At 69.0% G+C, this 24029-nt stretch carries 13 protein-coding genes and 1 pseudogene; 7 read left to right on the plus strand and 7 right to left on the minus strand.

The window, feature by feature from the left end:
- Nucleotides 1–414 precede the first annotated feature (414 nt).
- The 4 genes and pseudogenes from G3I53_RS25905 (at nucleotide 415) to G3I53_RS25920 (ending at nucleotide 3870) form a co-directional block, all read left to right on the plus strand.
- Nucleotides 415–816: a hypothetical protein gene (locus tag G3I53_RS25905; protein ID WP_164336688.1), complete on the plus strand. Its 402-nt coding sequence runs from the start codon at nucleotides 415–417 to the stop codon at nucleotides 814–816.
- The gene (locus tag G3I53_RS25910) at nucleotides 813–1781 is read left to right on the plus strand and encodes an ATP-binding protein (protein ID WP_164336690.1); all 969 of its coding nucleotides are present in this window, start codon (nucleotides 813–815) and stop codon (nucleotides 1779–1781) included. Before G3I53_RS25905 ends, G3I53_RS25910 begins: the two co-directional genes overlap by 4 nt.
- Before the next feature lie 1160 nt (nucleotides 1782–2941).
- A pseudogene (locus tag G3I53_RS34130) lies at nucleotides 2942–3037 on the plus strand (carbohydrate ABC transporter permease); the annotation flags it as partial.
- A 137-nt stretch (nucleotides 3038–3174) separates the two neighbouring features.
- Nucleotides 3175–3870 carry a hypothetical protein gene (locus G3I53_RS25920; protein ID WP_343240691.1) on the plus strand — a complete coding sequence of 232 codons (696 nt, stop codon included), beginning with the start codon at nucleotides 3175–3177 and terminating at the stop codon, nucleotides 3868–3870.
- Between the two features lie 30 nt (nucleotides 3871–3900).
- On the opposite strand, the gene G3I53_RS34595 is transcribed toward G3I53_RS25920, so the two are convergent.
- From G3I53_RS34595 to G3I53_RS25950, 7 genes are all read right to left on the minus strand, one after another.
- Nucleotides 3901–7242 (minus strand): caspase family protein, encoded by a 3342-nt coding sequence (locus G3I53_RS34595; RefSeq protein WP_164438832.1) that lies wholly within the window; start codon nucleotides 7240–7242, stop codon nucleotides 3901–3903.
- 78 nt (nucleotides 7243–7320) lie between these two features.
- Nucleotides 7321–7443, minus strand: coding sequence for a hypothetical protein (locus G3I53_RS34470; protein WP_275404173.1), 123 nt, complete (start codon nucleotides 7441–7443; stop codon nucleotides 7321–7323).
- Between the two features lie 385 nt (nucleotides 7444–7828).
- Complete coding sequence (locus tag G3I53_RS25930) at nucleotides 7829–10084, minus strand: DEAD/DEAH box helicase (protein ID WP_164336694.1); 2256 nt, start codon at nucleotides 10082–10084, stop codon at nucleotides 7829–7831.
- A gap of 76 nt (nucleotides 10085–10160) precedes the next feature.
- Nucleotides 10161–13169 carry an SMC family ATPase gene (locus tag G3I53_RS34475; protein WP_164336696.1) on the minus strand — a complete coding sequence of 1003 codons (3009 nt, stop codon included), beginning with the start codon at nucleotides 13167–13169 and terminating at the stop codon, nucleotides 10161–10163.
- 1 nt (nucleotide 13170) lies between these two features.
- Complete coding sequence (locus tag G3I53_RS25940; RefSeq protein WP_164336698.1) at nucleotides 13171–14370, minus strand: exonuclease SbcCD subunit D; 1200 nt, start codon at nucleotides 14368–14370, stop codon at nucleotides 13171–13173.
- A 519-nt stretch (nucleotides 14371–14889) separates the two neighbouring features.
- Nucleotides 14890–16053 (minus strand): HEPN domain-containing protein, encoded by a 1164-nt coding sequence (locus G3I53_RS34600; protein ID WP_164336700.1) that lies wholly within the window; start codon nucleotides 16051–16053, stop codon nucleotides 14890–14892.
- A gap of 896 nt (nucleotides 16054–16949) precedes the next feature.
- Nucleotides 16950–17117, minus strand: coding sequence for a hypothetical protein (locus G3I53_RS25950; RefSeq protein ID WP_164336702.1), 168 nt, complete (start codon nucleotides 17115–17117; stop codon nucleotides 16950–16952).
- Between the two features lie 1406 nt (nucleotides 17118–18523).
- On the opposite strand from G3I53_RS25950, the gene G3I53_RS25955 reads away from it, so the two are divergent.
- Genes G3I53_RS25955 through G3I53_RS25965 form a run of 3 tightly spaced genes read left to right on the plus strand, consistent with a single transcriptional unit; the run spans nucleotide 18524 to nucleotide 23884 of the window.
- On the plus strand, nucleotides 18524–19099 hold the full coding sequence (locus G3I53_RS25955; RefSeq protein ID WP_239064106.1) for a hypothetical protein: 576 nt from the start codon (nucleotides 18524–18526) through the stop codon (nucleotides 19097–19099).
- Nucleotides 19096–21174, plus strand: coding sequence for a DEAD/DEAH box helicase family protein (locus G3I53_RS25960; protein ID WP_164336706.1), 2079 nt, complete (start codon nucleotides 19096–19098; stop codon nucleotides 21172–21174). Before G3I53_RS25955 ends, G3I53_RS25960 begins: the two co-directional genes overlap by 4 nt.
- Entirely contained in the window at nucleotides 21164–23884 is a 2721-nt protein-coding gene (locus tag G3I53_RS25965) for a TerD family protein (protein WP_164336708.1), read from the plus strand. Before G3I53_RS25960 ends, G3I53_RS25965 begins: the two co-directional genes overlap by 11 nt.
- Nucleotides 23885–24029 lie beyond the last annotated feature (145 nt).

The following is a 24029-nucleotide window of genomic DNA, read 5'->3' on the forward strand; positions in this document are numbered from 1 at the left end:
AGGAGCGGGGCCTGGCGGCCCCGCTGTCGCATGCTCAGGTGTCATGCCTGGCGGCATGACGGTGGGGTGTCGGGTGGGTTCGGGTTCCCTGCCCTGCCGGGCAGGTTCGGGGGCAGTGCGTCTCGGCGCCTACGGCGCCGTGATGTCGTAAGGGTTTTTTAGACAGTTATCCGGTTCCTCTCCCCCACTGTCGTACCTGGGTAGATGCACTTTGGCCCTGACAGGCCAACAGAACGGGGCCGCGAGGCATGCCTGCCGGCATGTGCGGTTTCTTGCAGCCCCCGCTGCCGCGGGGGCACGTCTTCATCGGTTTTGGAGTGCGTTGTCAGACCCGGCCTGTATGTTCCGGAAGTTGTTGGCCCGTCTGGAATGAGCCCCGAATACCACTGGTGGGGCGTGGAGGGGTAATGAGCTGTGCCTGTCAGCCAACATGTTGCCGCTCGGAGGATCATTACCGCTGCTCTGCGGGCTGGTGCGGCGTGGATCAACCGGGTTTTCGGCGAGCTGGCCTGGGACCACGAGGCCCGCAAGCTGCCCGGAGCCACCGAGGCCGAGATCGCCGACGCCGACGCCGCCCTGCTGACCCGGGCCCACGCCGGCCCCGACCGGCCAAGGACGGGCAAGGCAGCGAAGGACCGCCGGGTAGCGGCCCGCACCAAGGCCGCCCGCCCGTCCACGCCTCTGCCCCCAGCGGCTCCTAAGCCGAAGCCTGCGGACAAGGCCGCTCCCGAGGGGCCAGCCGAGTCGGAGGAGCTGGCCGAGGTGATCCCGCTCAGCCTGTTCGACCCGCTGGAGAACCCCTGGAGGCGTTCATGACGATGCCGGACACCGTGGACGCGGACGCCGCCCGGCATCTGACCACCAGGGAGGGCTGGCGCGCGTTCGCCTCGCAGCGGCCGTCGGTGCCCGCGCTGCTGAGCGAGGACGAGTACGCGGCCCTGTCCGGCCTGGATCATCACGCCCGTCTACTGGTGGTGGCGACCTCGACGGTCCGGCGCACGGTGACCAGCGGCCGTCGGCTCATTCTGCTGAACCGGCACGCGGTCAGCGCCCGCCGCGGCCTGATCGTCTCCGGTCCGGCCGGGACCGGGAAGACCATCGCGATCACCCAGCTCGGCCTCGCCTACGAACTCCAGGACCGGGCAAGGCACCCAGGCGTCGACGACCGCATCCCCGTCGTCTATGTCACCGTCCCGCCGGCTGCGACTCCTCGCATGATCGCGGCGGAGTTCGCCCGTTTCCTGGGCCTGCCCACGACCCGCCGGTTCAACATCACCAACATCATCGACTCGGTCGTCGGAGTCTGCACCAAGGCCCGCACCGGGCTCGTCTTGGTCGACGAGCTGCACAACATCTCGCTGACCACCCGCCACGGCGCCGAAGTCGCCGACACCCTAAAGTACTTCTCCGAAGGCATCGCCGCCACGTTCATCTACGTCGGCATCGGCATCGAGCACAGCAGCCTGCTCTCCGGCACCCGCGGTGCCCAGATCGCCGGACGCTTCACCCTGATCCCGACCCACCCCTTCCCCTACGGCCAGGAGTGGAAAGGGCTGGTCAGCACTATGGAAAGGACGCTGCTGCTGCACCGCTACGCTCCCGGCACACTGGTCAAGCTCGATCGCCTCCTGCACAAACGGACCGACGGCATGATCGGCGCACTCTCCCACCAGATCCGCGGAGCCGCGATCGACGCGGTCCTCACCGGCACCGAGCAGATCACCCAGGACAGTCTGGAGGCCGTTCCGCTCGACGTCGCCGCAGAGTCCCCCGGCTGCTGACCGACGCGAGGGACAAGTGGTGACCAGGACGCCCCACGGCACCACCCCGATCAGGCAACTTCCCTTCCAACCCCGACCTCGAACAGGCGAGGGACGCACCGCGTTCATCGAGCGTCTGGCCCCCGCGAACATCCTGAAGCCCAGCTACCTGCGCGCCTACCTGCGAGACCCCAACTCCCCGAAGACGGTCCCGTCCTGGGAGCGCCTGGCCGCAGTCACTGGCCGCGACGCAGTCCTCCTGCAAGAAGTCCTCGAACGGAAGCAGTGCGTCGAGTGCGGCAGACCCCTACCGATCGGGGACTACCTCACTGCACGTCGGCGATGCTCACAAGCCTGCCGCCAGAAGAGCTACCGCAAGCGCCATCCCAAGCCGCTGAAGTCCATACGGATCACCAACTGTCAGGAGTGCGGCAAGGGGCTCTCCTACCATCGGCAACCGCGTCAGTACTGTTCACCGGCATGCCGGCAAGCCGCCTACCGCAGGCGGATGAACACAGCGTTCCCGCCGCAGATCCGGGCCAAGAACTGCCGAGCCTGCGAGGCCCCCTCATCTCCGGCCCCACCACCAAGATCTACTGCTCGAAGCACTGCGCCCGCTGGGCCTACATGACGCGACGCATCGATCGCGGACTCCCACCCCTGCCCCAGCCCGGCCGCCGACATTCCTCGGGGCATCCAACCGGACTGCTGCGTCGTCTGCGGAACGCCACTCACTTTGGGCGCCACCGGACAGGTCCGGCTGACCTGCTCAGGCTCCTGTCGAGCAAAGCGCTCCTACTGGCGCAAGAAAGAGAAGCTCGCTACTACCAAGGGACGCCCGGGCGGCGAAGCCATCGCCGAGGTGCCCTACAACATGAGCAGTGCCATGGCCTCGATGTACTTGCCGAGGCAGCCTCGGGCCATCTGACTAGCGCACCTGAGTGAGCGCCTGGGTGATCGAGGCGCCAGAGCTGACAGCGGGCTGCCGAGCTGGAGTACGTCAATGCTGGAAGGCGTCCACCATCACGGCCGTAATGCGCAAGATCTGAGTCCCGACGTGAGCTCGTGAGCACAGAGCGAGCTCCGGCATGGCTCTGGGAGACCCGCGCCGCGGTCGAGCGAGCCAGTAGCGCACCTGCTCGGCACGCGTGACATCCGGCCACGAACGAGCAGTCCTCAGCCTCGCCGCCGCCCGCATCGACGGAGCCACCACCTGGCGCACCTTCCGCTCGGTGGTCCTCGCGATGAGCCACAACGCCCTGGTCACCGTCTCGCTTCTCAGCTTCGGCTTCACGACTGCGGGCGCAGGGCTTCTTGTCATGGCTCCGTGCCGTGGTGGAGGATCAGCGTGGTCGGTCGGGCCCCCAGAGGGGGAGGACAAGAGGGGGCGGCTATCTACGCGCTGGTCGTCAATGTGCTCGTCGGGCTGGTGACCAGCCTTATCGGCGGTGCGCTCGTGTGGCTGTGGGAACGGGGCAAGCGCAGGCGCACGCTGTGGCGCACTGCACGGTTCTTTGGCATGGTGCCGGGCGAGAGCTGTCTGATCATCATCGGCAACAAGCACCATGTGCCAGGGGTCGCGACGCACAAGGAGATCCGTGCCCTGATCGAGGTGGCGACCTTGGCGAGCCATGTCGGCTGCGATGTCGTTACCGAGTCCAGCGACAACTTCCGCGGAAGCAACGACACCAAGACCGAGTTCTGCATCGGCGGCCCCATGGGCGATGCCAATGTGCGCACCGGCGGGCATCTGAGGGCCCACGTGCCGGGTGTCACCATTCTCCCGTACGGCACCGGCCCGGATTCCGTGGCGTTCGTCGTCGGCGGCCAGCGTTACGGTTTCGACCGCGGCAACGTGGAGTACGCCGTGGTGGCCAAGTTCAGGCCGCCGGAATCCACGCGGCCCGTCTTTCTGGTGTGCGGCCACACGTCCTTGACGAATCAGGCGGCGATCCACTTCCTCAAACGCAACCATCGTGAGGTCGCCGCATCGCTCGGCACGGTCGATCGCTTCTGCGTCGTGATCAAGGTTTCCGACATCGCGACGTACGGATTTCAGCGAGCGTCGTTTGAGCGGGACGTGACCGCGGAGGCTTTCGCGGCGCACTGATCGCCGGGGCGGGCCGGCCGGCGAGGGGCGTTACCGCACTTCCCCGAGCACGATCTTCGCCGCCGCGTCCCAGGTGACGCGCGCGGCGAGGTGGCTGCGGACGGCCGCCATACGAGCGAAAGTCGACTCTCTGTAGTTCAGGCACTTCTCGATCCGCGCGGCCCACTCCGCGGCGTCGTCGGCGTCCTGTTTGGTGACTGGGACGATCAATTCTTCGGCCAGTTCCGAGAGTTCGCCGTTCAATGTGTCGCGCAGCAGGTTCGCCAATCCGCTGTTCGCACTCACGAGGAGCGGCACGCCCCGGATGATGGCCTCCACCCCGGTCAGCCCGAACCCCTCCGAACGCGACGGCATGATGACGAGGCTGGCCCGGGTCAGGTCCGCCTCCAGTAGGCGCCGCTCCCTGGCGTACGCACGCACGACCACCTCGAGACCTGGTGTCTGTGACCATCTGAGGATCTCTTCGCGCTGGCTGTCGGCCGTCTCCGGCGGAGCCCCGCGGACGACCAACTCGATCGGTTCGGTCGACGCCTTGGCGTGGACCAGCCCACAGGCGCGTGCCGCCAGGTCGACTCCCTTGAGACGGGCGTCCTCCGTGCGGCCGACCAACAGCACCTTGAGCGGACTGCCGCGAGGGGGCGTGCGCGCCGCGGAAGCCCCGTGAGGCACGTCGAAGCCGGGGTCGATCTGCAAGGGTTCAAGCCCGCAGCTGTCGCCCACTTCCGTGAGGAAGCGGTTCCACAGACGGGGGCCCACCGCCAGAAGCCGGTGGGCCGTGGCCCCCAACTCTCTTTCGATCTCTGTACGTTCTTCCGCCCGGGCCGCACGGTCGGTCGTATCGTCGAGCTTGTGCCATTCGATCTCGTCCGGCGCCATGTGGACGATGTGCAGCCGACGCGCCCCCGGGAAGAAGTCCTCCTGCAGGTGCATCGCGGCCGGACCGGTGATGCGTGCGTGACCGATGATGAGGTCCGGGACCACTCCCGGCGGCAGGCTCGGACGGCGGGTGAGCCTGCCGTACTCGGGTGCTCCCGGGGCGCCCGTGTGACAGAGCAGTGTCACGTCCTTCGCCGCCGCGTCGGCGATCTCGGACTCGTCCGCCTCGACGACGATGCAGAAGACTCTCGCGCCTGCCGCGGCGAGCGCCACACACAGATGGCGATTGAAGGTGCTCAGCCCTCCGTGGGCCGACGACCACTCGGTCGCGACAACCAGAACGGTGTCGTGGTCGGACAGGATCCGGGAGACGATCTGCTCCGCCGACCGTGTCCCTTCGGAGTGCTCGGGGGCAGGCCCTGGCCTCGTGTCAGGTGCTCGCCCGGGGCCGATGGCGCCGGTCTGCGCCAGAGCCCGCAGCAGGGGGCCAGGCGTGGCGTGCCCGAGGAATCCTTCATCCCGCAGCAGTTCGTCGAGTATGTGACCCGCCGCCGCATGGGTGGCGACGTGGGCACGGATGTAGGGGTCCGCCGCGGCCCAGTCCCGGTCACCGGAGGCGGCGACGGGCACGAGTTGCGCCAGGCACCGTGCCATGGCGCGGTGCCTGCCGGTGCCGTCGTGGTCGTCGTGGAGCAGGTATTCCACCAGGGTCTGGTGGTAGAGGCGGTACACCGTGCCCTCGGGCCCCTGAGCCTGGCTGATGAGGACTTTGCCCTGTTCGAGGATCCACCGGACGTCGTCGTCCCCGAACGGCTCCTGCGCCAGCGCCTTGGCGAGCGGGGCCCACAGCCAGCGTGGGAGTCCGGGTCCCTGCGCGTAGGCGAGCGGAAGCAGAAGGCGAAGCGCTCGGTCCTTGTTCGGGCCGAGCCGGTCCAGGTACATGGCGAACAGCTCGTACGCGGTGCGAGGCAGCGACTGAAGGCCGCCGGGCGGGAGAGGGGCCTGGAGCAAGGCGCGTACCGTCAACTGCGCGACGAGAAAGGAGTGCCCTGCTTGACGCGCCACATCTGCTGCAAAGGCCTCGGCCGGGACGAGGTCCGGTAGGGCGGCCAGCGTGTTCTCGTCGTCGGCCAGCAATCTCATGACGTAGAGTCGGAGGTCGTGTTCGTCCTGATACGGCGCTGCGTCCAGGTCGATGATCTGTACGTCTTCTCCGAGCGCCGCGAGCAGCATCCGCCGTGTCCCGACCAGGAGGCGGACCTTCGGCAGGGCGCCGAGCGGGAGGACGACGTCGGTGATGATGCCGCGGCTTTCGATCGCCTCGTCGAGCGCGTCGAGCACGACCACGAGCGGCTCGGTGCGATCGCGGAGCGCGCCGAACAGGATCTGAGGATCGGACCCGCGCAGGCCCAGGGCAGCGGACAGGTCCGCGACGACATCCGCGGCGGTGGCCCCTCGGCAGCTCATCGGAATCCCGACCAGGCCCGTCGGCGGCAGGACGTCGGGCGGGACGTTCAACCGGGCCGAGCTGTCCGGGTCTAGGAGAGCCAGGACCCGGCCGAGGAGAGCGGATTTTCCGGAACCGGGGTCGCCGGTGACGACGAGTGGGGAAGGGGCACGGCTCTCGCCCCGCAACCAGGCGGCCACCGTGGTCAACGCCGCGGTACGGCCCACAAAGTGGTCGCCCTGGTCCGAGCCGTGGGGCACGCCCCGGCTGCGCGGCATGAAGTGGTCGTCCAGGTCCTGGCGGAGCCGAACGACGTTCCTGATGTCCACGTGCGTAGTCGGCGCGTCTCTGGGCGTGTAGAGGGGGTTGGGGAAGAACGGTCCGGCACCCTCACGTCCCACGCCCACGGCACGCACCCGCTGGCCCGAACCGCGCATCTCGAAAGAGGCATTGACCTGCTCGGTCACCTCCCGCACTCCCAAGTACCGCTGGTGCGCGGGGGCGTAAGGGTGGGTCAGCACCTCTTCCAGGACATCCACGAAGGCTCCGGCCCGGTCATGAGAGCCGTCCTGAGCCGAGGTCAGCACCCAGCTGCCCGGTCTCCGCGTCACCGCGTGACGCGTCTGCGCAGCTTGTAGGGCCGTGTTCCGGCCGGCTGTCCCCGACCAACAGGCGTCGAGGACGACGAGCGTGTGACCAGCCAGACTGTCGGTCACCCCGGTGACCAAGTCCTCGCTCGGGATGGCCGTGTGCAGGAAGCCGGGCCTGCTGTCGGAGCAGAGAAGGTAGTGCTGGTCGTCGTCCACGAAGCCGTGGCCGACGAAGTAGGCGAGGGCCACGTCGTCCGGACCGAGCTGGGCGCGTTCGCTCCACTCCCCCATCTGGGCCCGCAACTGGGCAGACGTCGGGTCCGCGGACACCAGCACCTCGTACCCCATAGCGGTGAGCAGCTCGGCGAGCCGCCGTGCGCTGTGCGCCGCGTCCGGCAGGTCGGGAAGCTCTGCGTGGGCGTAGTGGGAAACACCCACGACGACCGCGTGACTGCGCACGGGAGTATTGCCGCTCCCCGACACGCCCGATGGGCTCACGATGCCCCTCCCTCGCACAACGCTGCATCCTGCGCAAACTTACTGGGTCTTGCGGGGGCTGTCGGAGTGGTTGTCCGGATCGAACTCGTGCGGATGGACGGGGGTGAGATGGGTGGGCGCCCTGGTCGGGCAGCCGCTCATCACGGTGCGGAAGTCGCACACGTCACCCTGCCGTAGAGGGCCTGCGCCTGCTCGCCTTGGAGCTTACGGACAGGTCCGGCTGACTTGCTCAGGCTCCTGCCGAGTAAAGCGCTCCTACTGGCGCAAGAGGGAGCGTCTCGCCGCATGCGACGAGACGCGGTAGTTGGAATCCGGACGGTTGGTGACCTGGCGATTCGAGCAATGACGGAGTTGCTGTGTCGCTATAAACACCACACCCCCGAGTCATGCTCTCGTCGAAGCAGGTTGGCAGAAGGTTCGCCCGGAACTGATCGCGAGCTCGTTGCCGACCGCGCGCATCCGCAGGCCCGCCCTGCGGCCGCCGATCCCGCCGGTGAGCGCGATGCCGATTAGGGAGGCGTCGTCGACCGGCGGTGAGCTCGCCTGCTTACAGGCCGAGTTCGGCCAGGGCTGCTTGCCTGTGCGGACTGAGGCTGAAGCGGCGGCGGCGCAGGTTGCTCAGCCACTGGCCCAGGCGCACGGGGTCGCCGTCGATCTCCTCGATGTGGCGCTGGGGGACGTTGAGATGGCCTTCCCTCGCGCGGAATGCCCGTGCGGCGGCCAGCCCGCGCTGGAAGGCACGCTCGCGCGCCGGCAGGTGGCTCTCTCCCGCCGGGAAGGCGGACGTGCCGGGCAGGTCGACGAGTCCCAGCTCCTTCAGCAGGCACTTCTGTTCAGGGTGAAGGCGGTCGGAGCGGGCGCGCTGGGCCTCGAGCCACTTCTCTGCCTGGGAGGCCGTCCCGTTGTGTTCCAGGCTCTGGCGGGCGGCGTGGTAGGTCCGCTGCCAGGTGATCGGCCAGGGCGGGTTCCACCACCGGTCCAGGGCAGTGAGGGCAGCGGCGCGCTGCTCGGTGAGGGTCTCGGCCCGGGTGCGCTGAGTGGCCAGCCAGCGGCCCAGGGGGAAGCCGTCATGGACTTCCTCGACGGGTGCGGCAAGGTGGCCGTGGCGGGCAGCATAGGCGGCGGCGTGAGCGAGTGCCCGTTCGAAGGCCTGCTGGCGGGGGTCCCAGATGATGCCGAGGCGCTCGAGGGCGTGGACGCGCACGGTGTCGAGGGTGCCCTTGGTGTGTAGGTGGCGCTGCCAGGTGAGCCAGCGGCCCAGGGGGTAGCCGGTGGGGTCCTCGTAGGCCTGGGGGACGTCGAGGTGGTGGTGGGAGTGGCGGAAGCGGCGGGCTGCGGCGAGGCCGCGGCGCCATTCGGCGCTCTTGGGGGCAAGGACACGCAGGGAGAGGGCGAGGGCGACTTCTTCGGCCTGGGTGGGACGGTCGAAGCGCAGCCAGGCTTCGGGATCCTCGCCGGGCATGGTGGGGCGGTGGGTGCGGGGGTCCGACAGGCGGGCGTCGAGGCGGTCGTCGTGGGCGCGCAGGGCCTGGATGGTGCGCCACAGCGGGGTGTAGGCGTCGGCGCCGAGGAGGTCGTCGGGGTCTTCGTCGGGGGTGAGGTAGACGGGGACGACGAGGGTGGCTTTCTTGCCGGCGCCGGGCCTTTGGCGCAGGGCGCGGCCGACGGCCTGGACCGTGTCGACGGGGCTGTTCTTGGGGTCGGCGAAAACGACTGCGTCGATGGCGGGCACATCGATGCCCTCCCCCAGCACGCGGGCGTTCGACAGGACGGCCGGCGTGTCGGGGGTGGTGTGAGAGGCGAACTCGAGCAGGAGGCGGCGGCGGACCTGAGGGGCGTGGCTGCCGCTGATCCAGTCCGCCCACAGCCCCTCGGGCCGCAGCTCGGCGGGAAGCGTGGCGGCGGTGTCCGCCAGGGTGGTGGCGAAGGCCCGGGCGTCGGCGACACGGTGGTGGAAGGTGAGGATGCGGCGCAGCCGGTGGTCGTGGATGGCGCGCAGGGCAGCGACCTGGCGGCCGGCCAGGCGCAGTCCGTCGACGCCGGCGCCGGGGCCGGTGGCGAGCCAGTCGCGCAGGTCTTGGTCGGTGACGACGGGGACGAGGATCTGGTAGTCGGCGAGCAGGCCGAGGTCGATGGCGTCGGAGAGGTTGAGGTGGTAGGCGACGGGGCCGAACAGGTTCTCGTCGTCCATCGAGGCCACCGCTTCCGTCCCGTCGGTGTCCGAGGCGTCGTCGGGGTCCCAGATACGGGGAGTTGCCGACAGGTAGAGACGACGGGCGGCGGGGACCTGGTCGTCGTGGTGGACAGCGGCCCAGGCCTTGCCGAGACGGCCGGCGGTGCGGTGGGCCTCGTCGACGACCACCAGGTCCCAGGCGGGAAGGCGGTGGTCGCGGTGGGCGGCGATGACGGCGGACAGGGAGGCGTAGGTGGCGTAGGCGGTGACCGGGCCGGAGCGGGGTGGGGTGGCGAGGGCGGTCAGCTCGCCGGAGTCGGTGGTCAGGGGGACGTCAGCGCCGAGCGGCTCATGGTCGAGGGCCTGGCGTGCCGAGCACACCGCGATGGTCGTGCCTTTGCGTCCGGCGGTGCGCCAGGAGCGGATCGTCTGCGACAGCAGGTCCAGCGTCGGCAGGAGTACCAGGACGCGGCCGCGGGGGGCGATGCGGGCGGTGGTGCGGGCGGCGATCAAGGTCTTGCCGGTGCCACAGGCGGCGATCACACTCGCGCGGGAGCGCTGACCGAGCGTGCGGGTGGCCGCAGCGACGGCGTCCTTTTGGTGGGGCCGCAGCTCGATGTCGGAAGCCATGAGGGTGTGCTGCTCCGTGGGGGTCGGTTGAGAGCTGTGCAGGGGGCGGGAGTCCCCGCCCCCTGCAGGGTGCAGGTTATTCGGCTGCTTCGGTCAGGTGGGCGAGGGTGGAGCCGGTGGGGTCTTTGCGCACGTGCAGGCGGTGGGTGATGCGGCGGCGCAGTTCGGGGACGTGGCTGATGACGCCGACGGTGCGGTCGTGGGCGCGCAGGGAGTCCAGGACGTCGAGGACCTTGTGGAGGGTGTCTTCGTCGAGGGTGCCGAAGCCTTCGTCGATGAAGAGGGTGTCCAGGGGGTTGCCGCCGGCTTCGTGGGTGACGACGTCGGCCAGTCCCAGGGCGAGGGAGAGGGAGGCGAAGAAGGATTCGCCGCCGGAGAGGGTGTCGGTCTTGCGGGGGCGGCCGGTCCAGGAGTCGGTGATCTGCAGGCCGAGGCCGGAGCGGGCGCCGCGGGCGGCTTGGTGGTCGGAGTGGGAGAGGGTGTAGCGGCCTTCGGACATGACGTGCAGGCGGGTGTTGGCGGCGGTGACGACTTCTTCGAGGCGGGCGGCCAGGACGTATGCCTCCAGTTGCATGCGTACCCGGGCGCTGGGTGAGTTGCCGGTGACGAGTTCGGTCAGGTGGCGGGCGGTGCTGTGGGCCTGTTCGAGCGGTTGAAGGCGTTGGATGGCGGTCTCGAGGTCGGCGGCGAGGGCAGTGAGGTCCTGGTTGCGTGTGTGGGCGGCGCTCGCGGCGGTGGCCGCTTCGGCGTGCTGGTCGTCTGCGGCGGCCCGTTGGGCCGTGGCGGCGTCGAGGTCGGCGGGGGGCTGTGCGGCGGCCTGTTGCAGTGCTGGGTTCTCCAGGACTGTGGTGTGGGCGGCGCGGGTCTCGCGCCACTGGGTGATCTCTTCCTCGATGGTGTGCAGGTCTTCGTCGCTGAGCAGGGCTTGCTGGGCGAGGGCCAGGGTGTCGAAGCCCTGGTCTTTGGCGGCGTGGGTGGCCTGGGTGGTGCGGTGGGTGAGGGTCTGGGTGGCTGTGGTGAGGTGGTGGGAGGCTTCGGCGGCTTCTTTGAGGCGGTTGGCGGTGCGGGTGAGTTTGTCGGCGTGTGCGGCGACGGTGGGGTGGGGGCCGCGGGCTGCGGCGAGCTTGTCGGTCAGCTCGGTGAGTTGCTGGGTGAGGGTGTCGTAGCTGGCGTTGCGGGCGGACAGGCCGGCCGTGGCGGTGCTGTGCTGCTGGGTCATGGCCGTGTGCTCGCCATCGAGCGCGAGGAGTTCTTCTTGGACGGTGCCCTGGTCGGCAGCACGGGCCAGGAAGTCGGTCAACTCAGCGGTGAGTGCCTTGTGTTGGGTTTTGAGGTCGGCCAGTGGGGTGTCGCCGGCCTCGCCGGTAGCGGTGGCGGCCTGTTCGCGGAGCTTGTGCAGCGCAGCCGTGGCGGCGTCCTGTGCGGTCTTGGCCTGCTCGTGGAGGGCTTCTGCGTCCTGTTCGTCCTGGCGTGTGGGCTGCCCGTCCTGGGGGGCAGCCGGGGCCGGGTGGGTGCAGGACCCGCAGACCGGGCAGGGGGCGCCGTCGGTGAGGGTGGCGGCGAGTTCGGCGGCCATGCCTTCGGTGCGCCGGCGGCGGATGGTGAGGTAGGCCTGGCCGGTCTGGCCGGTGTCTGCCTGTGCGTCGGCCAGGTGCTGTTCGGCCTGGGTGATCTTGGTGAGGTGTGCGTCGCGGCGCCTGGCGGCTTCGAGGCGGACCTTGAGGATGTCCAGGGCGGCCTGGTGGCGGCGGCCTTCTTCTTCGGCCTTGCGGGCGGCTTCTCGCCGGGCTTCGAGGGTGCGGCGCCGGGCGGGTTCCTCTTCCAGCCAGTCCTGAGCTGTGCGTTGCTGGTCGGCGAAGTCCTGTCGTTCGGCGTCGGTGCGCTTCAGATCGGCGGTCAGCTGGCGGACGGTGTCTTCTTCCGGGATGAGGGCGGTCAGGACGGCGGCCTGAGCGCGGGCACTCTGCTCGGCGGTTTCCAGCTGGCCGGCGTCCAGGTCTGCGTGGGCGGGCTGCAGGTGCTCACGGGCAGTGCGCTCGGTGTTCTGGGCCCGGATGTGGTCGTCTGCGGCGGTGTCCGCGGCGTGCAGCTGGGGCGCCACCTGCTGGGCCCGGCGGGCCTGGTCGCGGCGCTGGACGAGCGCGTCGTGGTGCGGGGCCTGTTCCTGGAGAAGGTCGAGCTGCTGCTGGGCGCGGGCGTGAGTGGCTTGCTGCTGGTGGAGTTCGCGGGCTGCGGCCTCGAGTGACTGCTGTCTGCCCAGGTTCTCTTTGGCCGTGTTGGCTGCTTGGAGTGCCTTGTCATGGTCGGCCTGGCTGGCGCGGATGAGGTCGCGGGCCCAGGCGCGGGCCGGTTCGGTGAGGGTGTGCGGGTCGTCGGGAGTGGGAGCGGTGTACTCGGTTGTCAGGTCGCCTTTGGCGGCCTGGTGGATGCGTTCGACCAGGCGCAGCACGTCGGCGCGGGCGGCGTCGCGGTTCTTCTCGGTGGTGCGGCTGTGGTCGTTGAGCCAGCGTTCGATGAAGGAGAAGCGGCCGGTGCGGAAGAGTTTGCCGAGGAGTTCTCGCCGACCGTGGGCGTCGGCGTGAAGGAATTTGGTGAATTCGTTCTGCGGCAGGAGAACGACCTGGCAGAACTGGTCCCGGCTCATGCCCAGCAGGTCGGTGATCTCGGTGGCGGCTTCCTGATGGGACTTGCTGGAGGGCTCCCAGCGGCCCTGGCCGTCGGCGTCGACTGCCCACTCGCTGAGGCGGGTCTCGGGTTTCTGGTCGGTTTCGCCTTGGCCGGATCGCTTGGGGCGCTTCTGGGCGGGGATCCGGTGGATGCGCAGGCGGCGGCCTGCGAGGGTGGCCTCCAGGGTGACTTCGGTCAGGAGGCCCGCAGGGGCGTGGTGGCTGCGCAGCAGCAGGTCGCGGTCGCCCGGGGGTTTGCCGTAGAGGGCGAAACAGATGGCGGCGAAGACGGTGCTCTTCCCGGCCCCGGTGTCGCCGTGCAGGAGGAACAGTCCGTCGGCGGACAGGGCGTCGAAGTCGACGGTGTGGGTGCCGGCGAAGGGTCCGAAGGCCTGCAGGCGCAGGGTGTGCAGGCGCATGTCAGACGGTTTCCTTCTGCTGCTCGTTCAGGCGGGAGGCTTCGACGGCTTGCTGGAGCAGGGCGTGTTCGTCCGGGGTGGGATCGGTGCCGCGCATGCTGTTGATGAAGTCGCTGGTGATGTCGAGGTCGCTGCGGCCGCGGATGCGTTCGCTGTAGGTGGGGGTGTTTGTGGCCTGGGCGGGGATGAGGACGGGTCGGTGCTTGAGGCTGGCGGTGTGGGGAAAGCGGCGGCGCAGGCGGGCCATGGCTTCGAAGGGCAGGGCGGTGTCGGTCAGGGTGACCTCGAGCCAGGCGTCCTTCAGATGCTCATAAGCGGGGCTGGTCAGGAGGTCGTCCATGAAGCCGGTGACGCGTTCCAGACGGAGGGGCACGGGGCAGGGCCGTCGGGTGACGGTGGGGGCGGCGTTCGGGGTGAGGTCGACCAGGGTGATCGACTTGGTGTGGCGGGCTTCGGAGAAGGAGTAGGCCAGCGGTGAGCCGCTGTAGTGGATGCGGTCGGTGACGCGCTGGGGGCCGTGGAGGTGGCCCAGAGCCACGTAGTCGATCCCGTCGAAGACGTCGGCGCCCACGTGGGCGACACCGCCCACGGCGATGTCGCGTTCGCTGGTGGACTCCTCCCGTTCGTCGCGTTCGGCGGGCTGTCCGGTGCCGGAGGTGACGAAGGCGTGGGCGAGGACCACGGAGCGGGTGTCGGCCGGCTGGTTGTTGGTGAGGTCGGCGTGGATGCGGTCCAGGGCTGCGGTGAGCACTGCGCGGTGGGAGGCGGCTTCCGCTTCCAGGCGGTCGCGGACCATCGACGGCTCGAGGTAGGGGATGCCGTATACGGCGACCGGGCCGTCGGCGTCCTCGAGGAGGACGGGGATGTCGCAGGTGGCCGGGTCGGTCCGCAAGTGGATCCCGGCGCGGGCCAGGAGGCCGGATCCGACGCCGAGGCGGTGGGCAGAGTCGTGGTTGCCGCTGATCATGATGATCGGCACGCCAAGGTCGGCGAGCTGGTGCAGGGCTCGGTTGAACAGGCGCACGGCGTCTAGGTTGGGGATGGCCCGGTCGTAGATGTCGCCTGCCACGAGGACCGCGTCGACGCGTTCGCTTCGGGCGGTGTCGACCAGGTGATCGAGGAAGGCGCGCTGGGCGGGGATCAGGTCTTCTGTGTGGAACCGGCGGCCCAGGTGCCAGTCCGAAGTGTGCAGAAACCGCATGAGTGCAGACCGTAACCCTTGGGGCAATAGCTACGTGCGAGTTTCCCGATAAGCAGCCTCTTTTCAGGGGTCTTCGGGACCTGGGGGGAACCCCGTCGAGCGCTGTCTGAGCTCCCTGCTCGTCTGACTACACCTGCGGCGGGGGCAGACGGCCCGGTCATACAGCCGGCGGTCCGGGCCGGGCCTTCTGTCAGCCTGGATTGCAGGGCGGGCCACGGTCGACAGGAATGCGTCGGCGGCTCGGGGGCGGCGTGGACGCATGTCGCTTGCTTGCGACGACGGGCTCCGCCGATCCAACACGCCCGGCTGCGGGTGGAGGACCGGCGGGTAATCAGCGGTGTGGTCCCTGGAGTTTTGGACTGGAACCTCCCAGCGTGATCTGCTCGCCCATGAAGGACCGGGGAAGGCTCGTCGCACCGCTCCAGCCCACCGGCTTCCGGCTGCCGTGTGCTGCCGCTGAGTGCGGGCGAGGGAGTAAACCGGGCCGCGCCGGATCCGGGGCACCAGGCCGTCCTGTGGTCATCGGCCGCAGTGGGAGCATGCCTTGGCCCTGGACTGTGTGCGGGTGTCGCCGATCAGGTCACGCATCGGTTGGGTCGTCGTCGGGTCCAACGACGCACTGCGGCGAGCTAGTTCGACGACACACAGGGCAAAGCAGTGGCGTGCTGTTGTCAAGTCGATGCCGACGGGAACGTTCCCGGCGTGGACGACCTCGTTGCGGTGCTTGTAGAGGTCGTGGACGACCTCGGAGTATCTCCTCACGCCGGACCGCCCGCGCAGGAGAAGCCTGACCCTGCGCTGGAGTTTCGTGGCAATGGGACCGGTGTTGGAACCGTCCGTCAGCATCATCTCGAAGGCCACAGCCAGGCTCACGATCTGCGACCAGCCCTGGTCCGAAGTATGGAAGGACCGGCGGAAGTAGATCAGGGAGTCGTGCAGCTTGGTATACGCCTGGCTCCGGGCATCGGGGCGTGCGGAGGGCCCGCGCAGCCACGCGTGCCGCATGTAGCCGTCGTAAATGCGGTCGACTGCGTCCCGGGCGGCTTGCGCGAAGCGGCCAGCGGTCCTGTGGTGGCTCCCCCAGTAGCGGGGATCGATTTCGATGTTGAGTTCGCTGATCTCTGCCAGTTCGGCCTTGCGCAGGCCGATGGGGACGCAGTCGCCGCCGAGGGCGCGACGGTCTGCTGGGGAGTCGAAGAGGTTGAGGTAGTGATGGATGTTGAGGGTTTCCCAGTTGTTGACACGTGCCGAGCTGAGTAGGGAGGCGCCCGGCACCTCGTTGCGCGGCTGGACTGCGGCAAGGAGACACACCAGGGCGCTGGCGGCACGCAGCCTGCCCATCACCAGCGGCTCGGTGTCGTAGTAGCTGCCGGGAGCCGTGGACACGGCGACGGCCATGATCGGATTTTTCTTGAGCCACCCCACGGGGCGACTGCGGCACCAGTGCTCCAGCAGCTCCAGGGGGAGCTGCTTGCGCACGCCCAGCTTGCCGCGCGCCTCGTCGAGGGTTTCGAGCGTTCGGCTCCACCGGTTCGTCTGGGGAAACAGGGCGATCCGGGAGTCGGGCGGGGAGAAGATCCAAGGTCGTCTGTGGGTGAACGACAGAAGGCCGCCAGCCAGGAGACCGAAGGAATGGACGGGAAAGACGACCATCCCTGCCCGGGCCAACTGACGGTCCCGCACAATCCCCAGGCACCTGAGACCGGATCTTCGGCTCGGTCGACAGCCACCGCCCGGAACAGGAGACGATCGAGCGTTTCCGGCCCCAGGAAGACGCGCCGCGACCACAGTTCCCGGGCCAGCTCGGCCCGGATCGACGTGAAGTGGAAGATCGCGGACCTGGCCAGCTCGTCACCATCGAGTTCCGCTGCGACCAGGTCCTCCACTGAACCATGCTGCGCGAGCTGGCCCGCCTTGCTGTGCAGGTAGTCCGCGGACTTGCGGACCGAGTTTTTTCCCTGCGTGCGGACCCGGTTGATGTCCGCAGCGAGCTTTCTGACGCTCGGAAGCCGCTCGTGTGCCACCCTGCCCCCTTACCCCGAACGTGTCCCGGCCGCAGCACAGTTCACGCTCCAGCGTGTGCTTCGTCTCCCCCTGCGTGGCGGGAGAATTCTCCCCGGCGGAGTCTGCGGGTCTCAGCGGCCCTACTCAAGCGCTTTCGCCGCAAACACGACCTGCTTGGCGGGCGGGGGCGTAGGGCGGGGCGTGCGGCGGCGCCCCGCCGTGCGCTCATCCCTTCCTACTCGACGCCTGCATCACTCGCGTCTTCGGCATCAGCTACGACGTCGAGTAAAGACCAGATCCAAAACGCAGCCTGAGGGTCGCGGTGACATGCCCCGTTCCCGTGCGTGCATGTGCTGCGTGTGCCCATCGCCCGGCTGAGGTGATGGAGTGATCGGCATTCCCGGGGCAGGACCAAGCTGACACCGCAGGTGCCAGGACATCGCGGTTGTGACACCTCCTGGGGTACCGTCGGTGGTGGCCTAGGCCTTGATGCGAGTCCGCCCCCGTCGGTGCCAGCCGACGGGGGCGGAGCGAGACGCTAACCGAACGGCCCTACCTGGCTTGGGGCCGTTCGGCTACTCGCAGTCGGAGCTGTCCTCCTGCGTAACCCAGTCGAGGGCGTCTTCCGCCGCCTCCCGGGCCACCGCAGTGATCAGTACAGCACCGATCACCTGGACAGTCCGCCTCGCCATCTGACGGGGCTTGCTCCACCGCGGGTCGTGCGTCTCCGAGCCGTTGTCCATCGCCTTCTCCTTTAGCTGGGCTGTGAACTCCCCAGGACGGGTCCCGGGAGCTCCTCGGCCCGTACGGGAGTCGAGCCCGGATCGGGTGATGGCATGCCGCTCGGTTCTTGACTCTAGCTGCTCAACTAGCCCCAACGGAAGCTCTGTTATGCCTCTGACCTGCGGAAACTCATCGCAGAAAGCTGCGATTTTTTCACAGGTCTGCAGGTCGCAGCGGCTCCAGGAGGTTCTGCCGCGCCGTCGGGTGGCCGCAAATGCGCCAGCAGCTCTGGGAACTTGGCCTGTTTCTGCACCGAAGGTTCACGGAAGAGGCGGGTCGTTTGGCGACCGCCGGCCACCCGGTCACGAACCGGGCGGAATGGCGGTCACCAAGTGCGGTGAGATGCCAGACCACAGCACGCTGCCCTCTGGCATCCGTTGCACTCCTCAGTCCTTTACGCCCTCAGGACGCCGCGCGGTCGCTGGTTGAAACGACAGCGACAGCTGTGTGTCCAGTCGACTGGATCCTGGTAGGGGCGCCACCGCCCCTTCCGCGGTGAGCTTGTCGTCCTTCGTTCGCTACAAGCGTTCATCGGCCGACGGCTGTTGCTGCGGGATGGTGGCCTCGTCAGCTGGCCGAAGCCTCCGAGTAGAGCGGGTGCGAGCGGTGTTGTGCGGCCCGCCGGTTCTCGAGCCGCAGGACCAGCACGACAGGGTGAGGCGGGCTGGACCGTGCTCGCCGGGCGCAACGGCTCTAACAAGTCCAGCTTTCTGCAGGTGGATCGACCACTTCCAGCCCTTGGCCGTGGCACCGCTGCGCGTGTTCGTATGGGACAACCAGCAGCAACGCCAAGCGGGATGAGTATCCCGTAGACCCTGACGGCATCTGCCTCCTCGTCGACCCGACCACCGGGGATCCCGCCGGCCATCTGTTCCTGATGCTGCGCAGCGGCGCGTACGGCCACCACAACGACAAGGGAAAAACACACCATCCGCGTCTTCGACCTCAAGCGCCCCGACCTCGTCATGGGCCGCAAGGGCGTCTTCTTTCTCGCCTGCTCGGTCCTCCGGGACTGGCACGGGCTGCGACAGTAGGGCCACCTCCTGGAAGCCGACCGGGTGGCGCAGGCGCTGCTCGACTCCCCCTTCGTTGACGTCGTGTACGCCATAACCCGGCTCTCCTGAGCAACTGTGCCTCGCTGCTCCCCGCCCCGAGGAACGGGCTGGAGCCAGTGATGCGGCGTGCCCCGAGCAGGCAGCAGGCGGGAGGGCATCGGCAGTCGGGCTGGCAAGTCGGGCAGATCGGCAGTGCGTTGGTGTGCGGGCTGCGACAATGAACAGCTGCTGTTGCGAGGCGGGGGCGGCTGGCGCAGAAGTGATCTGCCCATCTCGGGAAGGCGGGGTGTGTGAGGGCGTGGTTTGAGCGCATGGCGTCGATTCCCGGGATGACGTTCGGCGGGAGTCCCGGCGTCGTGCGTGGCAGGCTGCCCGAAGCGGGGGTGCGCCCGGATGAGTCGTTCGGCAGTGCGATGTGGCCCATTCCTGAGGGACACACGTCTGCCACGCCGGCTAGTCGGCACGTAGCGCACGACGTACACGGCCAGGAGCTGATCGCTCGAGTATGGGAAGCCCTTGAGCTTCCGGGTTCGGCGATGGACTACCACTTCGTCTTGCAGAACGCAGTCGAGAGGCTGTGCAGCACACGCCGTGCGCACCCTGCGGCACTGGAACTGCTCGAAGTGTTCGCCCTCTTGAATCTCGAGCTGATGGAGGCTGCGCCCGAGGCCGTGTCGTTCGAGGACATGGAGGCGGGAAAGTTTGTGCGGGTGACGTCCGTGCCCCGGCTGCTCGGCCTGCTGGAGCGCGAGGGCGCATTCGTCGAGGCGCTCGCGGTGGCGAGGCGACTGGTCCGCTTCGGTCAGGGCGAAGACGCAGTGGCCCGGCTGTCGGAGAAGACCGGTGCACTGGCGGCCGAGGCTGCGATAGCGGACGGGGCACGGTGAGCGTCGGGCTGGAGCGGCTCGTGCCTGCCGCTTCCTACCTGGAGGAGGCATTCTTGCGGTGGGTTCTCACCCCTGCCGCGGATGCGGCCATCGTGCAGCGGGTGCACAGCCAGTACCCGGTCACCGTGCAGGAGCGCACCTACCGGCTGGACTACCTGATCGTGGGCCAGACGCTGCAGCTGGCCGTCGAGCTGGACGGCTTCGCGTTCCACAGCGACCGGGCGGCATTCACCTACGACCGGCTGCGGCAGAACGACCTGGCCGCCACTGGCCTGACGGTGCTGCGGTTCTCCTACGATGCGGTGCGCACGGACACGGCGCGCTGCGTGGCCCAGCTGCAGGCGATGCTGCGGCGCGATCCGGTGCTCGCTGCGCTGGTGACAGCTGTGCCGCTTGTCGAGGTTCCGGACATGGCCGGGGACCCGATGCGGGCCGCCGGCCCGCCCCGCGGTACGGGGCCCGTCGGGCCGGCACCGGAGAGCGCCTACTTCGACGAGGTGCGGGACCGGGTCGACCGGGGGCCACTGCGGTCCTGCCAGGATGAGGCGCTGGCCGCGCTGGCGAACTACTACGCCGGTGGCGGCCGGCATGCGGCCACAGTGATGGCGGTCGGGGCTGGCAAGACAGCCCTCGGCGTCGTGGCGGCGCTGTCGTTCACCAGGCGGCGGGCGCTGGTGGTGACTCCGGGGTCGGTGATCCGCGGCACCTTCGCGTCGGCACTTGATGCGGGGGCGCCGGGCAATGTGCTGTACGGGCTGGCGGGCGGGCCGATGCTGCCCGGCGCCCGCCCGCCAGCAACGCTGGTGCTGGATGCGGACGAGGAGCAGATCAGCCGGGTCAGCCGCGAGCGGCTGCTGGCCGCGGACATCGTGGTCACGAACTTCCACGCACTGGGCACTGGGGACAAGAGGGGGGACCTGCTGGCGAAGCTGGAACCGGAGGACGTCGACTTCATCGTGGTCGACGAGGCGCACATCGCGGCCAGCGATTCCTACCAGCGGCTGTTCGCACATTTCCCGCAGGCGCGCACGCTGTTGATGTCGGCATGCTTCACACGACTGGACGGCAGACCGATCGACGCAGACGTCGTCTATCGCTACCGGCTGGTGGACTCCGTCGCGGACGGCTCGGCAAAGAACCTGCGGGTGCACCGGTTCGCGCCCGAGACGGCGTCGACGGTGTATGAGGCGGTGTGGCCTGACGGGCGGCGCGAGCAGGTCGTGGGCCGTGATGCCCTGCTGCGTGTGCTGGGGGACGAGCGGAAGCTGGCGCGGATCACCGCGCAGTCCGAGGCGCCGATCCGGCAGGTGATGGCGGTGACGCGGGCGTGTCTGGATACGCAGGCCAAACTGCTGGCCCCGGTCAGGCCGCGGGTGCTGTTCGCGGCGATGGGCCAGGCCCACGCCGAGCAGATCGCGCGGATCGCTGAGGAGCACGGCATCGCCTGCGCCACGCTGCACCACAGCATGCCGGCATCGGCGATCGCCGCGACACGACGCCGGTTCGAGTCGGAGGCGGGGGATCTTGAGGGCATCGTGCAATTGCGGATGCTCGGCCAAGGCTACGACTTCCCTCCCATCACCGTCGTCGTGCCGTTGCGGCCGTACGGCAGCTTCGGCGAGTTCTACCAGTTCGTCGGCCGCGGCGTCCGCGTCCTGCGCCACCCTCATCTCGCCCCTGACCAGCAGTACCTGGACATGGTCTGCCATACAGAGCTCGGCCTGGAGGAGCCTTTGGAGGCTCTGTGTGCGGACAACGACATGGACCCCGCGGTCCTGCTCGAGGCTCCGCTGATCGACGCCGGCATGCTGGAGAGCGTTCTCGACGGCCGTGACGGTGCCCCGGAGGGGACCGGCCCGGCGGGTGAGGGCGGGATGGACGCGTTCGTGCTGTACGAGCGGGGCCGGGTCGAGGAGCGTGTGATCCACGGCGTGGACCGGGTGGAGGCACGGCGGGCGGAGCGGGAGCGGCAGCTGCTGGCCCAGCGCTACGCCGTCTACGCACAGAGCACCCCCTCCCCGGTCCCGTTCGAGCAGTTCGTCGACTACATGCGGAGGCTGACCGGTGGCACGTGACTCGTCGTACTGGTGGCATCCGGCCACCCAGGCCGACCCCGGAGAAGCCCTCCGTCTGGAGGCGGCGGCCGGACAGCATCAACGGTTCGCTGAGCTCGACGCACTGGCGGCCAGACTGCTTGGCGCTGCCCTGGCCGGACAGCCGGTGGCCACCATCACCCCCGGCCGAGGACGCCACACCCCTGACACCGCCGAGGTGACGGCCCTCACCCAAGCAGAAGCAGTCCTGTGTGCCAGCTTCTTCAGCGTCCAGGAGCAGCAGAAGCGCGGCGCGTGGTACCTGCCGACGAAGCTGTCCGTGAAGGCGGGGGCGGTCAACCTGCCGTATCTGCTGCGTGAGCACCCCGGCCATGCTCTGACACTGGCCGCCGAGGAGACCGCCCGGCTCACCGCCGTGAAGGGCGCGGACACCATCCTGCTGTGGGCGCTGCTGGTGCCGTTGTTCGAGACACTGCTTCAGCCCGTCCGGCTACGAGCGGCGGGAGACATCTTCCCGCCCACGCATCAGCAGCGGTTCTGGACGGTGATCGAAGAGCGCTACCGGCTCCTGGGCATCAAGGACGGTGCACTGGAGGCTTTCCGCTTCGGCGGCGGCTGGCACACGCTGGACCGTGCGGGACAGCAGCAGGCCCGGCTGGAGCTGCTGGATATCCTCGCCGCTGCCGACCTCGCGGAGCTTGTCGCTCGTCACCGCATCCAGCGGCTCCAGGCCTTGATGGCCGGCTTCGCCAAGAAGGCCAAGGCCGGCACGGCCCTGGCGCGCCGGGTGCTCACCAAAGAACTGCAGCCGGTCGTCTCCGCGTACTTCGGGGGCGACTGGCTGGCCGCTTTGGACTATCTCCAGGTTCCCGCCCACCCGGATGAGGAGATCATCACTGCTCTTCCCGGGCCCCGTCTGTATGTGGGCACGTCCGCCCAGGCAGCCGGCGTGGCTGCCGAGGCGGGCATCGCGGAAACCGAGGTGCAGGCCATGCTGGCCGCCTTCCTCGGCGGGGGCAGTTCGGTGTCCCCGGTGGAGGAGCGGACTGCTGCACTGCGTAGCTGGTGGTCGGGTTTCGACCAGGCGCATGCGGTCCAGTCGCCGGGGATGACGTCCTTGTGGGGCCTGATCGACGAGGAACTGATGAGCCTGTCGCGGACCGAGCAGGGTTTCACCCCTCAGCTGTACCAGCAGTGTCTGCCCGCCGACGTCCTCGAGGAGGTCGGACGGCTGTGGGCGACAGTGACGCTGCAGCGGTATCCCGGCCGTATCGTCAGCAATCCGCGGCCGCACCAGATCATGGCCGATACGCTGGGCCCGGCGGGCGAGTTCTGGCACGGCGTGGGCCTGACCGCCTGGTTCGTGTGCGAAGGACCGTACTCCCGCACCACCCTGGGCCGCGCCGACCGCTACTACAGCAAGTCTCTGGCAGCCCTGCGCGCGGCGGGCTGCCCCGTCGACACGTCCTTCTTCCGCGAGCTGGATGCTGCGGAACAGATGCTGGGTCCGGAGGAGGACATCACCGACAGCACAGGCAGCGCGGTCGAGACTCCGTACGGTCAGGTGATCTTCACCTCCGGCATGGGCCGCCGCACGCGCCGCAAGGGCTTCGAAGGGGTGCGGGACCTCATCACCCGGTACCGGCGTGCCTGGGCCGAACAGCACCTCGAGACCTACCTGCAGCACCGGTGGCGCTCCGAGCTGGAGAACGTCGCGCACCAGCTCCACCGGCACGTCGCTGCCAAGGGGAAGCCGCCCACACTCATCCAGTTCTCCCGGTTCGCCACGGAAGCCGCCAACCGCTGGACCGGCGGCGACCTGGGGGCGCTGTACACGGCCATCGGCGAGCCGGCACCGTCCGAGCAGGAGCGGCCTGCTCGTCTGGTGGCAGGTGACGGCTATGACGTGGCCCGGTGGGTGTATCAGGCGCTGGGGGGTAAGCCTGTCGACCACAACACGTGGTTGAACAGGCCGGAGGAGACCCAGCGGCAGTGGCAGCTTGGCCGCCTGGCCACCGAAAGCCTGCGCTACCTGCAACTGCAGGAAGCCCTCGGACAGCCCCCGACGGCCAAGCAGTTCGGGACCCAGCGTCTACCCTGGCCCTGGCCCGGCGGGGAAGCAGAAGGCTGGCCTCATCTCCAGCAGGCTCTCGCTGCGCTCACCGGCATCAGCCCTCCACCGGGCCGGAGCCCCTCCCCCGCTGTCAGCTCGACCGCGATGGTCCGCCCTCGGGACGGCGGACAGCAGATGCTGGCCAAGGGAGCCAATGCGCCCCTGGCAACCGAAGAGGCCACCATCCGCATCACTGCCTCCGGCGTGCCCGTGGACGTGTCCGCGGTACTCCTCACCAGCAGCGGCAGAGTTCGCAGTGATGACGACCTGGTCTTCTACAACCACCCCTTCCAGGATGGGGTCCGCGTCAACGGCGGCGCCGCCACTGCCGAGCTGAGCATCATCCCGGAGAGCGTCGGCAGCATCGCCATCGTCGATTCCGAGGGCCCGCCCGGCGCAGTCTTCGGCCAGGACACCGTGTGGGAAGCACAAATCACCCAGCCTTCCGGCACCCGGCTGTCCTTCGTGCCGCCCGCGTTCACCGGGCGGGAGACGGTGGCCGTCGCGGTGGAGCTCTACCGCCGTACGGGCGGTTGGAGGGCCCGCGCGGTCGGACAGGGTTACGACAGCGGGCTGGCGGGTCTGGCCACCGACTACGGGATCAACGTGGAGGCCTGACGCACAGCCGATGGCATACCGCTTCCTCGCCGGGATGATGGCGCGCCGCAGAAAGGCCGAGGCAGGACGCATGCACCTCGCCGCAGCCTTCGGAGAAGGGGCCGCGCTTTCGAAGCGGATCAGCTGGTCGCGACGCAGACCGGGT

The organism is Streptomyces sp. SID14436, from assembly GCF_010548465.1.
Lineage (GTDB): Bacteria > Actinomycetota > Actinomycetes > Streptomycetales > Streptomycetaceae > Streptomyces.

Coding starts and splice junctions, on each gene's coding strand:
- G3I53_RS25910 (WP_164336690.1), top strand. CDS start 813: ATGACGATGCCGGACACCGTGGACGCGGACGCCGCCCGGCATCTGACC.
- G3I53_RS25930 (WP_164336694.1), bottom strand. CDS start 10,084: ATGGCTTCCGACATCGAGCTGCGGCCCCACCAAAAGGACGCCGTCGCT.
- G3I53_RS34475 (WP_164336696.1), bottom strand. CDS start 13,169: ATGCGCCTGCACACCCTGCGCCTGCAGGCCTTCGGACCCTTCGCCGGC.
- G3I53_RS25940 (WP_164336698.1), bottom strand. CDS start 14,370: ATGCGGTTTCTGCACACTTCGGACTGGCACCTGGGCCGCCGGTTCCAC.
- G3I53_RS25950 (WP_164336702.1), bottom strand. CDS start 17,117: ATGGACAACGGCTCGGAGACGCACGACCCGCGGTGGAGCAAGCCCCGT.
- G3I53_RS25955 (WP_239064106.1), top strand. CDS start 18,524: ATGGCGTCGATTCCCGGGATGACGTTCGGCGGGAGTCCCGGCGTCGTG.